This is a genomic window from Agrobacterium sp. T29 (assembly GCF_006970545.1).
In the GTDB taxonomy this organism is placed as follows: domain Bacteria; phylum Pseudomonadota; class Alphaproteobacteria; order Rhizobiales; family Rhizobiaceae; genus Agrobacterium; species Agrobacterium leguminum.
In genome coordinates this window covers 1,557,656-1,577,429 of sequence record NZ_CP040641.1, presented here as the reverse complement: position 1 = coordinate 1,577,429, position 19,774 = coordinate 1,557,656, and the positions used below count along the sequence as shown (strand labels likewise).

The following is a 19,774-nucleotide window of genomic DNA, read 5'->3' as shown; positions in this document are numbered from 1 at the left end:
AGCCTTCAGGAAAACCTATGCGGCTGCCGCCTCGGCACCCTGCTCGAAGTCGTGAACGTGAAGAGCGATTTCAAAGCCCCGGCGTTTCAGCCAATGGGCAACGACCCTCGCGCGGGCGCCCAGCAGGTCATCCACCAGAATGACCCGGGCGCCGCGCACGGCAATGGTGCGATAGGCGACACCGAGAAGCTGGCCGCCTTCCGAAGAAATCGAACCTTTAAGGTGGGAGGCCGCGAATTCTTCCGGTGTTCTCACGTCGAGAAAATAGGTCGTTCGCGCCGTGTCCCGCAGCCATGTCTCGGCGGTGGCGCGATCGATGAACTGCAGCCCGTCATCGCGGGAAAATGCCTCCAGACGCGCCTTCGCGATATTTTTCGCGTCGTCGCTGGCGGACGGATATATCTGCGAGCGCCCCGTTTCCAGCTCAAACCCGTCATCGGTCCAGCCGCGCGTGCCATCGTGCAAATAGCTGACATCGTTTTCAACACCGGCATCGATCAAGGTCTGCGCGCCGAGGATCGCGCGGGGAAGGCCCGCGCAGGAGACGACAACCCGTGTTTTGGGTGATGGCACGAGGTCGGAAAACCGCAGCAGAAGCTCGGCTCCGGGTACGCCGATGGCGCCCGGCACATGCGCCTTTTCATATTCCGCTATGGTGCGGGTGTCGATGACGACAACATCTTCGCCGGCTTCCTGCCACGCCTTCAGTTCACGGGCGAAAACCACGGGCGTGTTCTTTTCACCCCGGACCTTCTGAACGAAAGGAACGCCGGGAATATCGAATGTCGGCAGGGCGTCGACGCCGCCGTCGATCCATGCCGGAATTCCTCCGCGCAGAAAATGGATATCGCTCCAGCCTCTGGCGGCCAGCCGTTCCGCCGCCTGCTCTGCGCTTCCCTTGCCATCGTCCACCAGAACGGTCCGCACGACGGGACGCGGAATGAAGCGGTCGATTTCCGCATCCAGCCTTTCGGCCGGAAGGTTGGTCGCAAACAATGGAGAAGCATACCCCACCTCGTCTGCGGGGCGAATGTCGAGAACGGCAAGTTCCCTGCCATCTGTCAGCCACTCGATGAGACGGTCTTTGGTTACGGCATTTACGGACATTGCATATCCTCCTGACAAATTCTGGTTTTTCACATCGGGTTTCAAGCGGTCGGATCGAGCCATAGATCGCCGAAACTCCAGTTCAGCCCCTGCGCGCCGGTGACGTAGTTCCGGACGCGCCTGTGCGCCACGATCTGGCTTCCCGCCGCGACAAGATCGACCGAGGCGACGTCGTCATGGATGAGATGCTGGAACCTGCTCCAGGTCACCCAGCGCTTTTTCGGATCGGGCTCGATGGCCGCCGCCTCCAGAAGCGCATCGGCCTCCGGATTGGCGTAGTTGGCCGCGTTGGAAAAGGGCAGCCCGATCTTGAAATTCCTGCTCCAGTAAGCGCGCTGGATGCCGAGCGACGGATCGAAGGTGTTGGAAAGGGATTCCACCACCAGATCAAAGGCGCGGTCCGTGTAGACCGTCTTCAGATAGGTCGGCAGGTCGTATTTGCGGATTTCGACGGCGATGCCGATCTTTTCAAGCTGGCTGCGAAGGACATCGGCAAAGCCGGGCGTCAGATAGGAATTGTAGGTCAAACGCACCGGAAAACGCTTGCCGTCGTCTTTGCGGGGATATCCCGCCGCATCGAGCAATTTTTCCGCTTCCCGGGGATCATAGGCATGGGCCTTGACGGACGCATCATACCAGTTCGGCAGGGCGGTGCTGACGGGGCTCGGCGATACCTGCGCATAACCGAAGAGCGCCACATTGACGATTTCATCGAGATTGATCGCCTTCGCAATGGCCAGGCGGACGTCTTTCTTGCGGAAGATTTCATTATCGTAATTGAAAAACAGCTGCTGCTGCGGGCCCGCATAAGCATAGGTGTTCGTATCCAGAACGAGATCGGGGTTCTGCTTCAATCGCTCGAGATCCGCCAGCGGCACCGGGTTGTCGCCAATATCCACTTCTCCCGTTTCCAGCGCCACCGCCCGCGCGGCCGGGTCGGTGATGATGCGCAGGATGATGCGATCGAGATAAGGTTTGCCGGCATCCCAATAGTCGGGATTTCGTTCGAAGATCAGATGGCTGCCCGGCGTCCACTCCGTCAGCCTGAAAGGGCCGGTGCCAATCGCGGTCTGCAAAGTCTGGCCATCAGCTGGTTTCAGCTTTTCGAAAATATGCTTGGGCACGATCGGCGATTCCGAACTCGATTGCGCGGCAATCAGAAATGGCGCCGGTTTGGACAGCACGATAATGGCGGTCAGGGGATCCGGCGTCTCCACCGCCTCGACGTTCTGATAGGTGATACGACCGCGCGGATGGGCTTCCTTCAGACGGAAAATCGAAAACGCGACGTCTTCCGAGGTGAAATCCCGACCATCGTGCCATTTCACATTTGGGCGAAGTTTGAACGTGTAACGAAGATGGTCGTCCGAAACGGACCATTCCGTTGCCAGCAGCGGCTGCGGCTTGAGGTCGAAATCGAATGTCAGAAGTCCTTCAACGATCTTCGGGCCGATTGCCTGTCCGGTCCCCGATGAGGTGTTGATGGCGAAAAGCGCGTTGCCGGGATCGACACGATAGAGCAGCTTGAGCGTGCCGCCGGAGACGGGCCGGCCCGCGTCGCCATTCGTCGCGAATAGCGAACCCGGCAGGGCCGTTCCTGCCGTTGCCAGAAGAAGTATCCTGTTGAACTGGCGGCGTCCTATCGTCATGAAAATCCCCGCTTGAAAACGTCGTTTCGATGACGAAAGCATCAGGGCAAATCAGGGTTTCCATAAGAAGAAAATTCTTCTTTGCCGCCAAAGAAAACATTTCTTGCAGAATTCTATTTCAGAACGCATGCAAACACGCGCCAAAATTTGTGCCTAATTATCCATTTTGCCCAAACCCTCGTTGCTTCCCTGCGGCCGATGGCGAATGAGAGGAAATCGCACTGGCGTTTCGTTTTGAATTCCCGTGGAAATGTTGTTTCACTGAAAAATCGAGATTGAGCAGGACATTGCTCGGCAGATGGGTCGGTGAAGCATATCAAATGATACACCTCATAGGCTTTCCAATCCCCGCCATGGGCCCTGCGGTCCATCACCAGCATTACGGAGTTTCTTAGCGATGACCCTGACCAGTCCGATTACCAAACTGGAAATCCCGCAGCAGCGTGTTGAAGCCCGCTATGGAACGCAGGCCGATTTTTCTCCGCCTTTCTGGAATGACACCATTGACGCCTTGCTGAACCACCGCACCGCCCGCGCCTATCTGCCGAAAGCTCTGCCGCAGGGCAGCCTGGAACTTCTGGTCGCTGCCGCACAATCTGCACCCACATCGTCCAATCTTCAGGCGTGGAGCGTGGTGGCGGTTCAGGACAAGGAGCGCAAGGCACGTCTGGCGGGCTTCACGGGCGGCAACGCCCATATAAAGGATGCACCTGTTTTCCTCATCTGGCTTATCGACCTGAAGCGGCTGCGCACGGTCGCTTCAAACCAGGGCAACAAGGGCGAAGGGCTGGATTATCTGGAAAGCTTCCTGATCGGTGCCATCGATGCGGCGCTGGCAGCGCAGAATGCTGTTGCCGCAATAGATTCACTCGGCCTTGGCTCCTGCTATGTGGGCGGTATCCGCAACAGACCGGAAGACGTGTCGCGCGAACTGAACCTTCCCCCCGAGACGGTTGCCGTCTTTGGCCTGACGGTCGGCTATCCCGACCCGGCGGTGAAAACCGATGTCAAACCGCGCCTGTCGCAATCATCCATTCTGTTTCATGAAACCTATTCGGAACCGGCACGCGACGATCTCAATTCTTACGATGAAATCTTGAAGGTGTTTCAGGAAAAACAGGGCCTGCCGCAAAACGGCTGGACGGCGCCCATCGCACAGCGTGTGGAGAACGCCGCCGCGCTGAAGGGCCGCGCGGAACTGAGCCAGACATTGCGTCGCCTCGGTTTCGGCATCAAATAAACTCCGTTGCGGCTGACGGTATTAAACGCAGAGGCGCCTCCGGCTCGGCAATGCGAACCGCCGGCCGGGGCAGCGCAATCTCTCCCGAAATCGCCGATTTCGGGAACTGATTTTCTATAAAATTAGTAGATATAGAATGACCGGTCTTCCTTTATGCCTCTCGAAGGCCTTACGATCCGTTCCAGACTGCTTCTGAACCGCATCCCGCCACCGTCCTCAATCGCCGCCCGCACAGACCGCCGAACCAGTCAATAACCGAAATCCTCCGGAAAATCCGGAGCGTAAAAGACAGGACGAGAAACGACAGATGCCACGTTACGTTATCATTGGCGCCGGCGCGGTGGGCGCGAGCCTTGCAGCGCAGTTCGCACTTTCCGGCATTGATTATGCGCTTTTCGGGCGGGGCGCCCAAATAAGCCATATCAGGCAGCACGGCCTCACCTTCCAGCGCCCGGCGGAGACGCGGCAGATCGATCTGAAGGTTTTCGACCTGACGGATCTTCCGGAATTGACGCCGGACGATATCCTCCTGCTCACGGTGAAAGCTCAGGATGCCGTAAGCGCGCTCGCCTTCTGGTCCTGGCAAAGCGTCTCGAACGCGACGACACCGGCAGCGGCAAATCTGCCTATCGTCACTTTTCAAAACGGACTGGCGACAGAAGCGAATGCCCTGAGAACATTTGCCCGGGTCTATGGTGCAAGCATTCTGACACCGGCGCGGTTCACCGAAACCGGCAAGGTGGTGGTGGGCGGCGAGCCGCAATTGGGCATCGTGACAGTCGGGCGCTTCCCGCTCGGACAGGATGACGTGACCGCGCAGGTCACGGCGGACCTCAACAGGGCAGGATATCTTGCCGAGGCAAGCGACGATATCCGCCGCTGGAAGGCCGCAAAGCTCCTTCACAACGTTCGCAACGTCCTCGAACTTTTCGACGGTCCGGCCGATCTGAACGACAGGATCAGTGCGGCTCTGGTGGATGAGGCCCGCCATGTGCTGGACGCGGCAGGCTACACCCTTGCCTCGCCCTCCGAGCGAACCGTCGACATTTCGAACTGGCGGGTTGCGCCGAACAGCGGAATTCATCCGGGCCAGCAATCGACCTGGCAGAGTTTCAGGCGCGGAGCCTCGAGCGAAGTGGATTTCCTCAACGGCGAAATCGTTCTGCTGGGCCGGATTCACAATGTTCCGACGCCCTATAACGAAGCCGTTCAAACGCTTGCCGGAAAACTGGCGCATCAGGGCGGGTTTTCAAAGCCGCTGCCACTCGATGCGATCACGTCTCTCATCGCCGCCCCGGACCGGACGGCACATGCCAATCCCGCCGCTTCTTCATGACCGGCGGCCTGTAGCAGTGCGATTTATCAAACGACAGTGTGAAACGATAATGCGAGAAGCCATATCAGACCATATCCTCGCCGCCGCTGGCACGCTCTTCTATCGCGAGGGCATCCGGGCTGTCGGCATAGATCGGATCATCGAGGAAGCGAATGTTGCGAAAGCGACGCTCTATCGGCATTTCCCGTCGAAGGATCACCTCGTTGCGGCCTATCTGGAAGCGCGTCATGAGCGCGTGATCCATTCGCTTCAGAAAGTGCTGGATGCGGACATGGCTCCGAAGGAGCAGATCCGGTTGATCTTCGAGCAGCTCCACGAAAAGGCCGACAGCCCGGATTTTCGCGGCTGCGCCTTCGCTCTTGCGGTTGCGGAACATGGCGAATCCGAGCGCGTCGTGGTCGTTGCGCGTGCCCATAAGGCGAAGGTCAGGGACGTGTTTGCCGCTGTTCTGGTAAGAGCCGGCAGCACCGTGGAGATTGCCGCCGCCCATCTTTCGCTTCTCTACGAAGGGGCCTTAGCGACCGTCGCCGTCGGGCGCGACCCCAAAGCAGTGCTGACTGCGCGTGACTGTGCGCTCTCCGTCTTCGACACGGCCGCCTCCACCGATCAACCCAACTGAAAGCAGCAGACAATGACAAAGACGATCGATTATTTTTTCAGCATCGGCTCTCCCTGGGCCTTCATCGGTCTTGAACCGTTTGCTGCGCTGGCGAAAGAACAGGGCGCCACGATCCGCCCCCATGTCATTCCGCTGATCGAGGAAAATGGCGGCATTTATTCGCGAAACCGGCCGGAGGCCAGACGCGCCTACTGGATCAGGGATCTGAAGCGCTGGGCGGCATTGCGCGGAAAAGTGCTGAATTTCGACAATCGCGCCGCGCTCTCGGATCCCGCACCGGCAGGCCTGATGGTGGCCGCGGCCGTCGAAACCGGCGAGGACTGGCTGAAGCTGGCAGTTGCGCTTCAGGAAGCCTTCTGGGTTCGCGGTGAAGACATCGGCAAGGCGGACGTCCGCCGGGCGATTGCGACAGCCGCAGGCTTTGATGCTGCAGCCCTCGATGAGCACGGCCAAAGCGATGCGGTTGCAGCATTGCAAAAGGCCAGCTTCGAAGCGGCGAAGACAGCCGGTGTGTTCGGGGTGCCGACCTATCGCTATCAGGATGAGCTCTACTGGGGGCAGGACAGCCTTCCGTTCCTTGAGCGTCATCTGAGGGGCGCAAAGCTCGCCGCCTGATACCGCCGCCAGACGGCGGAGACAGTACTGGCGATCTGCCGGGCAAAGCGCTTCGCCTTCAATGCAGATTCCCATGGAATTTTCTTATGCCTGACCTCTCACCTCCTCTCATCCAATCGTTGCGGAACCTCCTCGGGGAGCGTCTTTCAACGTCACTGACACTGCGCGAGCAGCATGGGCGCGGCGAAGCGCATCATGCAGCCGCGTTTCCCGATGCGGTCGCTTTCGCCGAAACCACGTCGGAGGTATCCGAGATCGTGCGGCTATGTGCGGCGGAGGGGGTGCCCGTCATCGCTTTCGGCGCCGGCACTTCGCTTGAGGGACATTTGACGGCTGTCAATGGCGGGGTCTCCATCGACCTTTCACGCATGTCGAAGATAGCCCGTATCAGCATTGACGATCTGGATTGCACGGTTGAGGCTGGCGTAACCCGGGAGCAGTTGAACACATATCTGCGCGACATGGGATTGTTCTTTCCCATCGATCCCGGCGCGAACGCCTCGATTGGCGGCATGGCCGCAACCCGCGCTTCGGGCACCAATGCCGTCCGCTACGGAACGATGCGGGAAAACGTGCTCGGGCTGACCGTGGTGCTGCCGACCGGTCAGATTATCAGAACCGGCGGCCGCGCCAGAAAATCTTCCGCCGGATATGACCTGACGCGGCTGTTCGTGGGCTCGGAAGGAACGCTGGGGATCATCACCGAAGTAACGCTGCGTCTCTACGGAATTCCGGAAACCATCTCGGCCGCACTCTGCTCTTTCGAGAGCGTCGAACAGGCGGTGGCGGCTGCCATTCAGGTCGTGCAGCTTGGCATCCCGGTCGCCCGCATTGAGCTTATGGACCGTGGCCTGATCAGGGCCGTCAACACCTATTCCGGGCTGGACCTGAAGATCGAGGATACGTTGGCTTTCGAGTTTCATGGCTCGCCCGCCGGCGTTCAGGAGCAGGTCGACATGGTATCCGCCATCGTGGAGGAACATGGCGGCAAGGATTTCGAGTGGGCCAATGCGCCTGAAGAGCGCAACCGTCTCTGGAAAGCGAGGCATAATGCGTTTTATGCCGTCGTGTCACAGAGGCCAAACGCCAAAGGCTGGTCATCGGATGTCTGTGTTCCGGTCTCGCAGCTCAGCAACTGCATATTGAAGACACGCGAACTTCTAAAGGATTGCAACGTGCCGGCGGCTATCCTCGGCCATGTCGGCGACGGCAATTATCATGTCGTCTTCGCGGTCGACCCCGGCAATGCGGAGGAACTCGGCGAAGTGGCGGCCATCAACAAGAAGATGGTGCGATATGCGCTGTCTGTCGGCGGCACCTCGACCGGAGAACATGGCGTCGGCACCGGGAAGATCGCTTATCTGCGCGAGGAACATGGCGACGCGGTCGATCTGATGGCGCTCATCAAACATGCGGTCGATCCTGCCGGTATCATGAATCCGGGGAAAATCCTGCCGAACTAGAATTGCCACTTTGCAGTCGATGATCGTGAGGCCATGCGATGAATTCCTTCAAAACTCACAGTTCCCACTGGGGGGCATTCTCCGGGCGGCTTGCAAATGGGCGACTGGAGATAGAGCCCCATCCCGGTGACCCGCATCCATCACCGCTGCTGGGCAATCTTCCGGCGATTGCCGACAGCCCCGTTCGTATCAAACGGCCTGCCGTTCGGCGGGGCTGGCTTGAACGCGAGACCGGCCACGCGCAGCGACGCGGCGCTGACGATTTCGTCGAGGTCAGCTGGGCCGAAGCTACGAAGCTGGTCGCGGATGAGCTGAGACGGGTCTATGACCGTCATGGCCCGAGCGCGGTATTCGGCGGCTCTTATGGCTGGTCGAGCGCCGGCCGGTTTCATCACGCACAAAGCCAGATTCACCGCTTCTTGAATGTCCTTGGCGGATATGTCCGGTCCGTCAACACCTATAGTTCCGGCGCAGCCATGGTCATAATCCCCCATGTGCTTGGACCGTATGACAGCTTCGACCGCAAAAGCGTGACCTGGGATGCGATCGAACGCAGCAGCGAGCTGGTGCTTGCCTTCGGTGGAATGGCGATCAAGAATGCCGATGTCCACGGCGGAGGGATCAGCACGCACACCGTTCGGCAGAAACTGGCCGGCGCGAGCGCTCGCGGTGCGCATTTCACATTCGTCAGCCCGTTGGCAGACGATTTTCCCGCTGATGCGGGTGCCGAGTGGCTTCCCATTATTCCCGGTACGGACGTGGCGATGATGCTCGGGCTTGCGCACGTCCTCGTCACCGAAGAGCTGCACGACCGGACGTTTCTGGAGCGTTATACGGTCGGATATGACCGGTTCGAAAACTATCTTCTTGGCAGGGAGGACGGCCAGCACAAAAGCCCGGAATGGGCGGCCGCGATCTGCAACGTCGCCCCGGAGACGATCCGCAAGCTGGCGCGCAGGATGGCCGGTTCGAGAACGCTGATCACGGTCAGCCACTCGCTTCAGCGGGCCGATTATGGCGAACAGCCGGTGTGGATGGGCATTGTCCTTGCCGCCATGCTCGGCCAGATCGGATTGGACGGCAGCGGATTTTCCTATTCCCTCGGCGCGTTGGGTAACATCGGCAAGAACCTGCTCGCCGTTCCTTTGCCAACGCTCCAGCAATTCAAGAACCCCGTGCCGGACTATATTCCCTGTGCACGCATCGCCGATATGCTGCTCAATCCCGGTGCCGAGTTCCATTACAACGGGCACGCGCTTCGCTATCCCGATATCCGGGTTGTCTATTGGGCGGGCGGCAATCCATTTCATCATCATCAGGATATCAACCGGCTGCGGGCCGCTTTCAGGCGTCCCGAAACGATCATCGTCCACGAGTCCGCCTGGACCTCCACCGCGCGACATGCCGACATCGTGCTGCCCGCCACGACCACGCTTGAGCGTGACGACATCGGCGCTGCCGATCGCGATCCCCTGATGATCGCCATGAAGCGGCTGATCGAACCCGTCGGCGAGGCACGCGACGATTATGAGATATTCGCCGGGATTGCGCGGGAACTTGGCAGGTTCGATGCCTTTACCGAAAATCGCAGCAGCGGAGAATGGCTCGCCTTCCTGTACGAAACGACCCGTCAGGCGCTTGCGGCCGGTGGCCACGACGCACCGGACTTTGAGACCTTCTGGAAGCGGGGAGAACTGCTCCTTCCAGTCAAGCCAGACGACGGTGGCCCGGCGCGCGCTTTTCTTCAGGACCCCGGAACGAAGCCGCTGGCGACGCCGTCAGGAAAGATCGAAATCTTTTCAGAGACTGTCGAGGGCTTCGGATATGATGACTGCAAAGGTCATCCGCGCTGGTATCCACCAAGAATGGAGACGCCCGATGACGCCCGCCTCCATCCCTTGCATCTCGTCTGCAATCAGCCGTATCAACGTCTGCACAGCCAGCTGGACTATGGCGATTTCAGCCGTTCGACCAAGATCAGGGATCGGGAACCTGTCCGCATCCATCCGACCGACGCTTCTGCCCGTGGAATATCTGACGGCGACGTCGTCAGGCTTTTTAATGCGCGCGGCAGCTGTCTCGCTGGCGCTGTCGTCAGTGAAGACGTCATGCCGGGCGTGATGCAGCTTGCCACCGGCGCATGGTTCGAGCCACAGGATGCTGCGGTGGACAATTCCATCTGCATCCATGGCAATCCCAATATCCTGACCCGAGACATCGGCACTTCGAAACTGTCGCAGGGTTCGACCGGCCAGATCGCGAAGGTGGAGATTGAGCTTTTCACCGGCGACTTGCCGCCCGTCAGGGTTTTCGAAGCCATGACATTTACGCCGCGTGACAAAGCGTCTTCGTCGCCAGGCCATCATCGATTACCGGAGCGAGACGGCAATTCAAGGGCGTCTGAAACGCCAATCCAAACAGTCGGCAAAATAGCGATAAAATAATTCACTAAATCGATAGAAAAAGAATAACCAGTCTTTCTCCCTCACGCCCGGCTGCTAGTTTATGGGCAAGATAAACACGCAACGAGGGACCGCGTCATGACTGGAATATGTAGAAGCGGGCGCGCTCCTCAGCCAAGCGAACTCGCACGAGCCGCTCGCTAACCCTCGCGACGCCCAAGCCGACCGCCCAATGAATTCAAGCATTCTCCCGCTCGGCTGAAAGGCCGACGCGGCAACGGTTTGACATGCCTGCTGCAAATAACGGCGGCCGCATGTGCGTCCGCAGGAGATGCCGAAATTGCAACGAAAAAACTTTGAATTTTTCAGGATCATATCATGACAAGACGTTCTTTCTCATTCTCCCTGTCGCGTCGCCGGCTGCTTTTCACGGCCTCTCTGGCAGTCTCCGCCTCGCTGTTTTTATCGACAGCGGCACCTCTGAGCGCAGTGGCGGCGGATACGCCGCGCGATGGCGGTGACATCACCTTTCTGATCGATTCACTGGGCGACACCTGGATCCCAAACAACAGCGCCATCTCCAGTTTCCAGGGCCACATCTGGGGGCATGTGACGGATAAGCTGCTTTACGTCGATGCGGAAGGTAAAGTCAGCCCATGGATCGCCGAACGCTGGGAGCAGAACGACACCGCAACGGAATTCACCCTTCACTTGAAGAGCGGGGTGACTTTCTCGGATGGCGAACCCCTTGATGCGAAGGCCGTCGTCGCCAATCTCGACATCTGGTATGCCGGCCGCAAGAGCGAGGGGATCAACCCGATCGGCCTCTTCCCCAAGACCTACGATCACGCCGAAGCGGTCGATGCCACGACGGTCAAGGTATTCTTCAAGAAGCCCACGCTCGGTTTCATTCCAACCCTTGGCTATCACGGCTCCATCCTGATCTCTCCCAAGAGCATCGCGCAGCCTGCCAGCCAGCAGGCCGACCTCAGCAAGACCGCCGGCAGCGGACCTTATGTGGTGGAGTCCTGGAAAGAGGGCGACCATGTCACTCTCGTCAAGCGCAAGGACTATAATTGGGGCCCCGCCGCAGTCGGCCATACCGGACCCGCCTATCTCGATACCATCACCTACAAGCTGGTTTCGGAGCCATCCCTTCGCGTCGCCTCCGTTCAGTCCGGTCAGGCGGACGTCGCCTACAATGCCTCGCCCCAGGAGCTGAAATCGCTCAAGGAAGAAGGCTTCACTGTTGCGACCCCGCGTTATCTCGGCTTCGTCAACGGCTGGGCGGTCAACACCAAGCTTCAACCCTATGATGACGTGAAGGTACGTCAGGCACTGCAGGCAGGCATCAACCGTCAGGAAATCATCGACACCGTCTATACGCAGGACTGGAAGCTTGCGACGTCGTTCATCCAGAGCAACGTCCCCGGCGCTACGGATCACAGCGATCTCCTCGCCTATAACCCGGACAAGGCGGAGAAACTTCTGGACGAAGCCGGATGGGTCAAGGGCGCGGACGGCATTCGGGTGAAAGACGGCAAGCCGCTGGAATTGACGATCCATTCCAATCCTTATCTGGCAACTTCCAAATCCGTCGATGAGCTGATTGCCCAGCAGCTCGGCAGGCTCGGATGGAAGGTCAACATCAGGGCTTATGATGTCGTGACCTACGGCGAGAAGGTCAAATTCGGCGGCGCCGCAGTTCCCGCATATGAAGTCACGCGCAGCTTCATCGACGCCGGCACGGTGGCCAGCATCCTGACCAACGCCAACAATGGCGAGAACTGGTTTGCGCTCGATGAGCGCGATGCGACGCTCAACGATCTGCGCGACAAAATCGCCGGCGCAGGCTCCGTCGAAGACCGAAAGCCGCTTCTGGACAGCCTGCAGAAATACCTGCTGGAACAGGGCTACTTCATACCACGCACGCAAATCGTTCAGCGCATTTACGTGCAATCGCCGAAGCTGAAGGGCGAAGTCTATAACGGTGTCGCTTACGCCAGCTATTACACAGCGTTCATTGCCGAATGACGCCAGCACCCACCAAGTAACGTCAAGGAGGTGACGGCATGAGCAATGCCTACCTAACCTACGCCGGAAAGCGGCTCGGCCAGGCGATCGTCGTCATCCTTCTGGCCTATGTCTTCACCTTCGTGGTCGTCAGCGTCCTGCCCGGCGACCCGATCACCAGCGTTCTGCGTAACCCGCAGAACGGCTTTACGGAACAGGAGATCGGCGAAATCATTGCTGCACAGGGGCTGGACAGGCCGATCATCGTGCAGCTCTGGCACTCCCTGTCGGCATTCCTGACGGGCGACCTCGGCATTTCCATGCGCTCCAATCGACCCGTCGCGACCCTGATTGCCGAGGTGCTGCCATCGACGCTGGTTCTGGCCTCCGCCGGGCTGACGGTCGCCTTGATCCTCGCCTTCGCCGTTGCCTATGGCACGCAGGTCCTACCGAAACGATATGGGCAAGGATTGCTGCGGGCCTTCCCCTCGCTGTTCCTGTCGACACCCAATTTCGTCATCGGCCTGTTTCTGATCCATCTCTTCGGTTTTCAGCTCAGGCTGTTCCGGGTCATCGAGCCCGACAGCTTCTGGGCGACACTGTTTGCGGCGATCACCATCGGCATACCGTTTTCCGCGCAGATCGCGGAAGTCCTGATCGCCAATCTCGATCATGAAGCGGAGCAGGATTACGCGGCGGTTGCCCGCAGCCGCGGCATCGGGCCGAGAAGGCTTTTCACGACACATCTGCTCAAGCCCGCGTCGCTGCCGGTGGTGACCGTTATCGCCCTTACCGTGGGCGAACTTCTGGGCAACTCGCTGATCACGGAAACCGTGTTCGGCCGCACCGGCATCGGCAGTCTCGTACAGCGCTCCGTCAGCACGCAGGATCTGCCCGTCCTGCAGGCCATCGTCTCGCTGGGAGCCGTGGTCTTCGTCGTCGTCAACCTCATCGCCGATCTTCTCTATCCGCTGCTCGATCCGCGGGTGAAAATTATCGTTGGCCGAAAACGTCGCCTGGCAACCGTCGACGACACGCCGCTTGGCCTTGAAACGGGGGCCAAGCCATGAGCCTTATCTCCAGCCCGGTCTCCGGCAGCAATCCGTTCGAGAAGCTGAGAGCTCTCAACATCACTGCAACCGTCGCCCTTTCCCTCCTCGTCATCGCCATCGTCGTCGCCTGGTCGATTGCGCCGCAACTGTTCACCAGCCAGAGCCCGATCAACGGCGTTCCGGCCGACAAGCTTCTTGCGCCAAGTTTTGCGCACTGGTTCGGCACCGATCATCTGGGGCGCGATCTCTATACACGGGTCGTTTATGGCACAGCGTCATCCGTATCGAGCGCCCTGGTCGCTGTCGTCATCGGTGTCTTCATCGGCGGGGTGATCGGTTTGCTCGCCGGATTTTTCGGCGGCTGGGTGGATATCGTCTTTGCGCGTTTTGTCGACGTGCTGCTGTCCATCCCGAAGTTCCTGCTCGCGGTCATCATCGTCACGGCCATCGGCTTCGAAACGATCAATGCTGCGATTGCGACAGGCATATCGGCCATCGCCTTTTTCGCCCGCGTGGCTCGCTCCGAGGTCATCAAGACCCGTCAGGCGACCTTCGTGGAGGCGTCCTTTCTGCTGGGGGGCTCGCGCCGCTACATCGTTTTGAGACACGTCCTTCCAAACGCATCCCGCTCGATGCTGCCGCTTGCCGTGCTGCAATTCGGCGAGTCCATTCTGGTGATCGCCAGCCTCGCCTTCCTCGGCTACGGCGACCCTCCGCCTTCCTACGACTGGGGCCTGCTGATTTCAATCGGCAAGGACTATCTCAAATGGCCCTGGCTCGTATATGCGCCCGCGTTCGTTACGATCGTGACCGTCCTCTCTGTCAACAGGATCAGCCGATGGCTTCGCAAATCGCACTGAAAACAGCGCCAATCCTTTCCGAGTTCGTGGCAGCGTCTCCACAACACGCGACGCCCCTCCTCGCGGTCGAAAATCTTGCCGTTGCCTACGGGCGGCAGGAGGTCGTCCATAATGTCGGTTTCGAAATCGGGCGCGGCGAAAGCCTTGCCCTCATCGGGGAATCCGGTTCTGGAAAATCGACAATCGCAAAAGCCGTGCTGCGGCTTCTTCCCAACGGTGCGAACGCCACGGGTCAGGTCGTTTTCGACAGGCAGAACATTCTGGCATTGCCGGAACGGCGTTTCAGGCCGTTTCGCGGCCGTGAAATCGGCTTCGTGCCGCAGGATCCGGGCAACTCTCTCAATCCCGTGAGAACAATCGGCTCGCAGGCGCTGGAGGCCGCAGCGCTGACGGAAGAGACCAACCCTTCGATCCGCAAGACACTTATTCTCGAAACATTCGCCAAGGTGGGTCTCGACAATCCGCAACGGGTCTACGATTCCTATCCACATCAACTGTCCGGCGGGATGTTGCAGCGCGTGCTGATCGCGCTCGCAATATTGCCGCGCCCTGCACTGCTGGTGGCGGACGAGCCGACCTCGGCACTCGACGTAACGATCCAGAAGCGCATTCTCGATCTTCTCTCCCGCCTGCGGGATGAGCTGAACATCAGCCTGCTTCTGATTACCCACGATCTCGCAATAGCGGCGGAAAGAGCAGACAATCTCGTCGTGCTGCAGAACGGCGTCGTGCAGGAAGCAGGCAGGACGTCGGCCGTTTTTTCCTCCCCCTCCTCACCCTATGCCAAAAAGCTCCATGGCGACGTGCCCGCGCTCAACCCGAAGCGTTATGCCAAATTCCGCGATCCGGGGTTCAGCCTTCTCGAGAGCGACAAATCGCCAAAGATCGCCGTCAGCGGCGTCACCAAGCGCTTCACCGTCGATGGCAAAACCCTGACGGCGGTGGACGATATTTCGTTTACGGTGCCGGCGGGCACAACCCATGCCCTCGTCGGCGAATCCGGCTCCGGCAAGACGACGACGATCCGCCTGCTGCTGGGGCTCGAAGAGCCGGAAAGCGGCACGATCACGGTTGCCGACGAGACCGTCACGAGCAAAAGCCGGGCTTCGCTCCGTTCCGTCTGGCGGCATCTTCAGCTGGTTTACCAGAACCCGTTCACGTCACTCGACCCGACATGGAAGGTGGGGCAGCTTGTGCGTGAACCACTCGACCGATTCGAGATCGGGACGCCGAAAGAGCGCTCCGAGCGGGTACGGGAAGCTCTTGCGAATGTCGGCTTGAGCGAGCACCTCCTGGAGCGCAAACCGTCGGCCCTCTCTGGCGGGCAGCGCCAGCGTGTGGCAATCGCCCGTTCGCTGGTCCTCAAACCGGATGTGATCGTGCTGGACGAACCCACATCCGCTCTCGATGTCAGCGTTCAGGCGGATATCGTCGAGGTTCTGCTGTCGCTGCAGGCCAAGCTCGGCCTGACCTATGTTTTCGTTTCGCATGACCTCGCCCTGGTCCGGCAACTTGCGCACAGCGTTTCGGTGATGCAGCGGGGACGCATCGTCGAGCATGGAGCCGTCACCGAGATTTTCAGCAATCCGAGACACGAATATACAGCGTCGCTGCTGAACTCCATCCCGTCGGGCATTGCCGGCACGGTTCGCGCTCCCGCGGTCCGGCACGCTCTGCGCAAGGAGCAACTCGCATGAATATTGCAGCAGCTTCCCGCGACCTTCCCGGGTTGTTTCGACCGAAACAGCGGCTTGGCTTCAATACGCGGGTGTCGTTCAACGACGATGACGGTCCGGCACAGGGGCTGCGGCAGGGCATAGAATTGTTCAGGCAGGCGGAAAGGCTGGGTTATCAGTCAGGCTGGGCCTATCAGCGTCACTTCGACCATTATCTTTCTTCCCCGTTACCTTTCTTTGCGGCAGTCGGTCAGCATACGCGGCACATCACACTTGGCTCCGCCGTCATCCCGATGCGTTATCAGGACCCGATCCTTTTGGCCGAGGCGGCGGGAACGACCGATCTTTTGATCGACGGCCGGCTTGAGCTCGCCATTTCAACCGGGGCCAACGGCGCCTTCGACGCCGTTTTCGGAACCGTCGACACCGATGCCCGGACAGAGGCAAAGCGGCGCCAGTCGCGTTTCCTCGCCGCCATTGCCGGCGATGTTCTGCACATCGTTACGGAGCGGGACACGGGCGCGCCTGCGGGAGCCGAGTTGCGGGTAACGCCACATAGCCCCACCCTGCGCAGCCGTATCCGCCAAGGCTCCGCCAGCCTCGATTCAGCGATACAGGCTGCCGAACTCGGGATCGGCCTGATTTCAGGAACCGTCCTTCACGATCAGGCCGAAGGCGAGACTTTCGGTCAGTATCAGGCGCGGATCATTGAAGCCTATCGCACCCATTGGCTGCGCATCTGGAAAACGACGCCGCCACCGGTTGCCGTTGCGGCTTCCGTTCTGGTCGGCACCACCCCGGAGCTGCAAGAGAAATACGCGGCCTACGATCTTGAGCGCCGCACGGCGGGAATTGCCGCCTCACGCCCGAAGGGTGCGCTGGCTCCGGCCGGCCAGCCGGTTGGCGCGCTGATTTCTCCGGTCTTTCAGGGTGCACCGGATGCGGTCATAGAGGCGGTGTTGAGCGACCCCGGACTGGCAGCCGCAGATGAACTCGTCCTGTTTCTGCCTCCCGCTTTCGGACTGTCCGAAAACATTAGATTGCTTACCGATCTTGCGACAACGGTCGCCCCCTCTCTTGGGTGGAAACCCGCTTCCGATCACCAAGGGCCGGAACAGGCGGCAATGCCGAGTTCTAGACCGCCAGCATAGTCAGGCAATATTTTCTACATTTTCCATAGAAATAGAAAGACCTGTCTTCCTCATATGCCATGCCGGCTTTAGCTTTTACCCGACACACAGAAACACCAAGGAGCTCCCATGGCTGCGGAATTCATCAGCGTCAGCTTTCCCAACGCGTCCAATGATCTGAACCCCATCCCGGATGCTCCGATCGATCCGCTCTTCCTGGAACGTTATGCGCGTGCGCTCGACGATTACGGGTTCAACTACACGCTCATCCCCTATTCCTCTTCCTCGTTCGATCCCTTCACACTGGGCGCGACGGTGCTTGCGCATACGAAGAACATCAAGATCATCGTCGCGCTCCGGCCCAACACCGTTTATCCGACGGTTGCCGCCAAATCCCTCGCCACACTCGACCAGTTGAGCGGCGGGCGCGTCGTCGTCCACTTCATCGCAGGCGGCAGCGACGAGGAGCAGGCGCGTGAGGGAGATTTCCTCAACAAGGAAGAGCGTTACGAACGTCAGGAAGAATATATCCGCATTCTCCGCCTTGCCTGGAGTTCGACCGAACCCTTCGATTTCGACGGCAAATATTACCAGTTCAAGCAGTTTCGCAGCGCCGTGCGTCCCACCAACGGCCTGATCCCTATTTCGCTCGGCGGTTCGTCGGATGCCGCCTATCGTATCGGCGGCTCGCTGTGCGACATTTTCGGCCTCTGGGGTGAACCGCTGGCTGAAACCAAGCAGCAGATCGACCGTATCTATGCCGAGGCCGCAAAAGCCGGCCGAACCGATCGCCCACGCATCTGGGTTACCTTCCGGCCAATCGTGGCTGAAACGGATGAACTGGCCTGGGATAAGGCGCACAGGGTTCTCGACCGTCTGAACGAGAACCGCCAGAAGGGTCTTTCTCGCGCGCCGGTCAACGCAACACCACCCGCCAATATCGGCTCCCAGCGCCTGCTCGATATCGCCAAACGTGGCGATGTCCATGACCGCGCACTGTGGTATCCGACGGTCACCGCGACCAATGCAAGCGGCGCAACAACCGCTCTGGTCGGATCGCCGCGCACCATCGCCGACTCCATTCTCGACTATATCGATCTCGGCGCCGATCTGATTTCGATCCGTGGATATGACAATTACAATGATGCCGTCGACTACGGACGATACATCCTGCCCCTCGTCCGCGAGGGCATTCGTGAACGCGAAGAGGCAAAGAAGAAGGCAGCCGCCTGATCACGGCGGTCCGGCCACCTCGTCGGACCCATCCACCTCTTCTTCCAGGACGGGGATCATCCACGCCCGCAACGGATGATCCCGCCCGCCGACCTTCAGAAAGCCGTTACCGCATGTCCTACGATCCCACCGCACTTGACGCCGCCGTGCGCGCCGTTTCCGAAGCCGCACCGGATGCGGATCAGACCGGTCAGTTTCCCTGGACCGGTATTCGTGCCGTTCATCAGGCTGGACTTCTCGAGAGCACCGTGGCCACGCGTTACGGCGGCCCGGGAGGAACCTTGAGCACCGCGGCCCATATTCTGGCGGCGTTGGGACGCGGCGATCCCTCTGTGGCGCTCATCAGTGCGATGACGATCTTCACTCATCTGGGACAGGCGGCAAAGGACCATTGGCCCGACGGGCTTTACAGGCACCTTCTTTCCAGGGCCAAACACCAGCCGCTGCTGCTGAACGCCGCCCGTGTGGAGCCCGAACTGGGCTCGCCGGCCCGTGGCGGATTGCCGGCCACGCGTGCGCACCGGACGGCGAATGGCTGGTCGATCACGGGCCGCAAGCGCTTCGTGACGGGCGCGCACGGCCTCACGCACTTCCTCGTCTGGGCGCACACCGACGAGGCTCAGGCTCGCGTCGGCACCTTCGTCGTGCCCAATGGACTGCCCGGCATCAGGATCATAGAGAACTGGAAGAGCCTCGGAATGCGGGCGACCGGTTCGCACGATGTCGAATATACCGAGGTTGAAATCCCGGCAGAAAATGTGCTTGAGCTCGTTGATCCCTCCGTTGCCCAGCAGGATAATCGCGGCCACGCGGCGATGACTCTTGCGCTGACCTCAATCTATCTGGGTGCGGCTGAGGCCGCTCAGGAAGCGTTCATCCGCTTCGCGCATGAACGCGTGCCCGCCAATCTTGGTCATGCCATTGCGCGGACAGAACGTTTCGTTACGCTTTCGGGCGAGATCGACCTTTTGGTCTCCGGCGCCCGGCAGATCATCTTTGGCGCGCTCGCAAACCATATCGGCGATGCCGAACACCTGATAAGGGCCCGGCTTCTCGCCGGCAGGCAAATCCGCGACGCCGTCCAGATAGCCGTTCGCGGCATCGGCAATCCCGGCCTCAACGCCGATCTCGGCCTCGAGCGGCATTTCCGCGATATCCAGTCGGTTCTCGTCCATGCCCCCCAGGAGGACACCTCCGTCGCCATTCTCGGACGCGCCGCCTTTGACCGCTGGAAAACGAGCGGGAATGACCGGTCGGCACCCAACCTGTCGATCCTGAAGACGGCTTGAAACGCAGTGACAAACCGCCTTTCCTTCGGATCACGACGTACAGCATACCGTTGCTTTTAGCCTCCATAGCGAATGGCGGGTTGAGATGCC

At 59.8% G+C, this 19,774-nt stretch carries 15 protein-coding genes; 13 read left to right on the top strand and 2 right to left on the bottom strand.

The annotated features are described in order from the left end of the window. Nucleotides 1-15: 15 nt before the first annotated feature. Together FGF54_RS22320 and FGF54_RS22315 are read right to left on the bottom strand one after the other, a co-directional pair. Nucleotides 16-1,107 carry a rhodanese-like domain-containing protein gene (locus FGF54_RS22320; RefSeq protein WP_142781170.1) on the bottom strand — a complete coding sequence of 364 codons (1,092 nt, stop codon included), beginning with the start codon at nt 1,105-1,107 and terminating at the stop codon, nt 16-18. A 41-nt stretch (nt 1,108-1,148) separates the two neighbouring features. Beyond that, nucleotides 1,149-2,756 (bottom strand): ABC transporter substrate-binding protein, encoded by a 1,608-nt coding sequence (locus FGF54_RS22315; protein WP_142781169.1) that lies wholly within the window; start codon nt 2,754-2,756, stop codon nt 1,149-1,151. A gap of 397 nt (nt 2,757-3,153) precedes the next feature. On the opposite strand from FGF54_RS22315, the gene FGF54_RS22310 reads away from it, so the two are divergent. The 13 genes from FGF54_RS22310 to FGF54_RS22245 all read left to right on the top strand — a co-directional run bounded on the left by FGF54_RS22310 (nt 3,154) and on the right by FGF54_RS22245 (nt 19,684). Beyond that, nucleotides 3,154-3,996 (top strand): NADPH-dependent oxidoreductase, encoded by an 843-nt coding sequence (locus FGF54_RS22310; protein WP_142781168.1) that lies wholly within the window; start codon nt 3,154-3,156, stop codon nt 3,994-3,996. 307 nt (nt 3,997-4,303) lie between these two features. After that, nucleotides 4,304-5,332 carry a ketopantoate reductase family protein gene (locus tag FGF54_RS22305; RefSeq protein ID WP_142781167.1) on the top strand — a complete coding sequence of 343 codons (1,029 nt, stop codon included), beginning with the start codon at nt 4,304-4,306 and terminating at the stop codon, nt 5,330-5,332. 49 nt (nt 5,333-5,381) lie between these two features. Then, a complete protein-coding gene (locus FGF54_RS22300; protein ID WP_142781166.1) occupies nt 5,382-5,951 on the top strand; it encodes a TetR/AcrR family transcriptional regulator in 570 nt (189 codons plus the stop codon). 12 nt (nt 5,952-5,963) lie between these two features. After that, nucleotides 5,964-6,566 carry a 2-hydroxychromene-2-carboxylate isomerase gene (locus tag FGF54_RS22295; RefSeq protein WP_142781165.1) on the top strand — a complete coding sequence of 201 codons (603 nt, stop codon included), beginning with the start codon at nt 5,964-5,966 and terminating at the stop codon, nt 6,564-6,566. Nucleotides 6,567-6,652: 86 nt separating this feature from the next. Continuing rightward, entirely contained in the window at nt 6,653-8,029 is a 1,377-nt protein-coding gene (locus FGF54_RS22290) for an FAD-binding oxidoreductase (RefSeq protein WP_142781164.1), read from the top strand. Between the two features lie 38 nt (nt 8,030-8,067). Then, nucleotides 8,068-10,473, top strand: coding sequence for a molybdopterin guanine dinucleotide-containing S/N-oxide reductase (locus FGF54_RS22285; protein ID WP_142781163.1), 2,406 nt, complete (start codon nt 8,068-8,070; stop codon nt 10,471-10,473). 336 nt (nt 10,474-10,809) lie between these two features. Continuing rightward, a complete protein-coding gene (locus FGF54_RS22275) occupies nt 10,810-12,465 on the top strand; it encodes an ABC transporter substrate-binding protein (RefSeq protein ID WP_142781162.1) in 1,656 nt (551 codons plus the stop codon). Between the two features lie 38 nt (nt 12,466-12,503). Beyond that, the gene (locus FGF54_RS22270; protein ID WP_142781161.1) at nt 12,504-13,514 is read left to right on the top strand and encodes an ABC transporter permease; all 1,011 of its coding nucleotides are present in this window, start codon (nt 12,504-12,506) and stop codon (nt 13,512-13,514) included. Further along, nucleotides 13,511-14,356, top strand: coding sequence for an ABC transporter permease (locus FGF54_RS22265; protein WP_142781160.1), 846 nt, complete (start codon nt 13,511-13,513; stop codon nt 14,354-14,356). Before FGF54_RS22270 ends, FGF54_RS22265 begins: the two co-directional genes overlap by 4 nt. Continuing rightward, nucleotides 14,335-16,053: an ABC transporter ATP-binding protein gene (locus tag FGF54_RS22260; RefSeq protein WP_142781159.1), complete on the top strand. Its 1,719-nt coding sequence runs from the start codon at nt 14,335-14,337 to the stop codon at nt 16,051-16,053. Before FGF54_RS22265 ends, FGF54_RS22260 begins: the two co-directional genes overlap by 22 nt. Continuing rightward, complete coding sequence (locus FGF54_RS22255; RefSeq protein WP_142781158.1) at nt 16,050-17,183, top strand: LLM class flavin-dependent oxidoreductase; 1,134 nt, start codon at nt 16,050-16,052, stop codon at nt 17,181-17,183. The genes FGF54_RS22260 and FGF54_RS22255 overlap by 4 nt, the downstream gene beginning before the upstream one ends. A gap of 108 nt (nt 17,184-17,291) precedes the next feature. Beyond that, entirely contained in the window at nt 17,292-18,395 is a 1,104-nt protein-coding gene (locus FGF54_RS22250) for an LLM class flavin-dependent oxidoreductase (RefSeq protein ID WP_142781157.1), read from the top strand. A 113-nt stretch (nt 18,396-18,508) separates the two neighbouring features. Next, the gene (locus FGF54_RS22245) at nt 18,509-19,684 is read left to right on the top strand and encodes an acyl-CoA dehydrogenase family protein (protein WP_142781156.1); all 1,176 of its coding nucleotides are present in this window, start codon (nt 18,509-18,511) and stop codon (nt 19,682-19,684) included. The last annotated feature ends 90 nt before the right edge of the window (nt 19,685-19,774 follow it).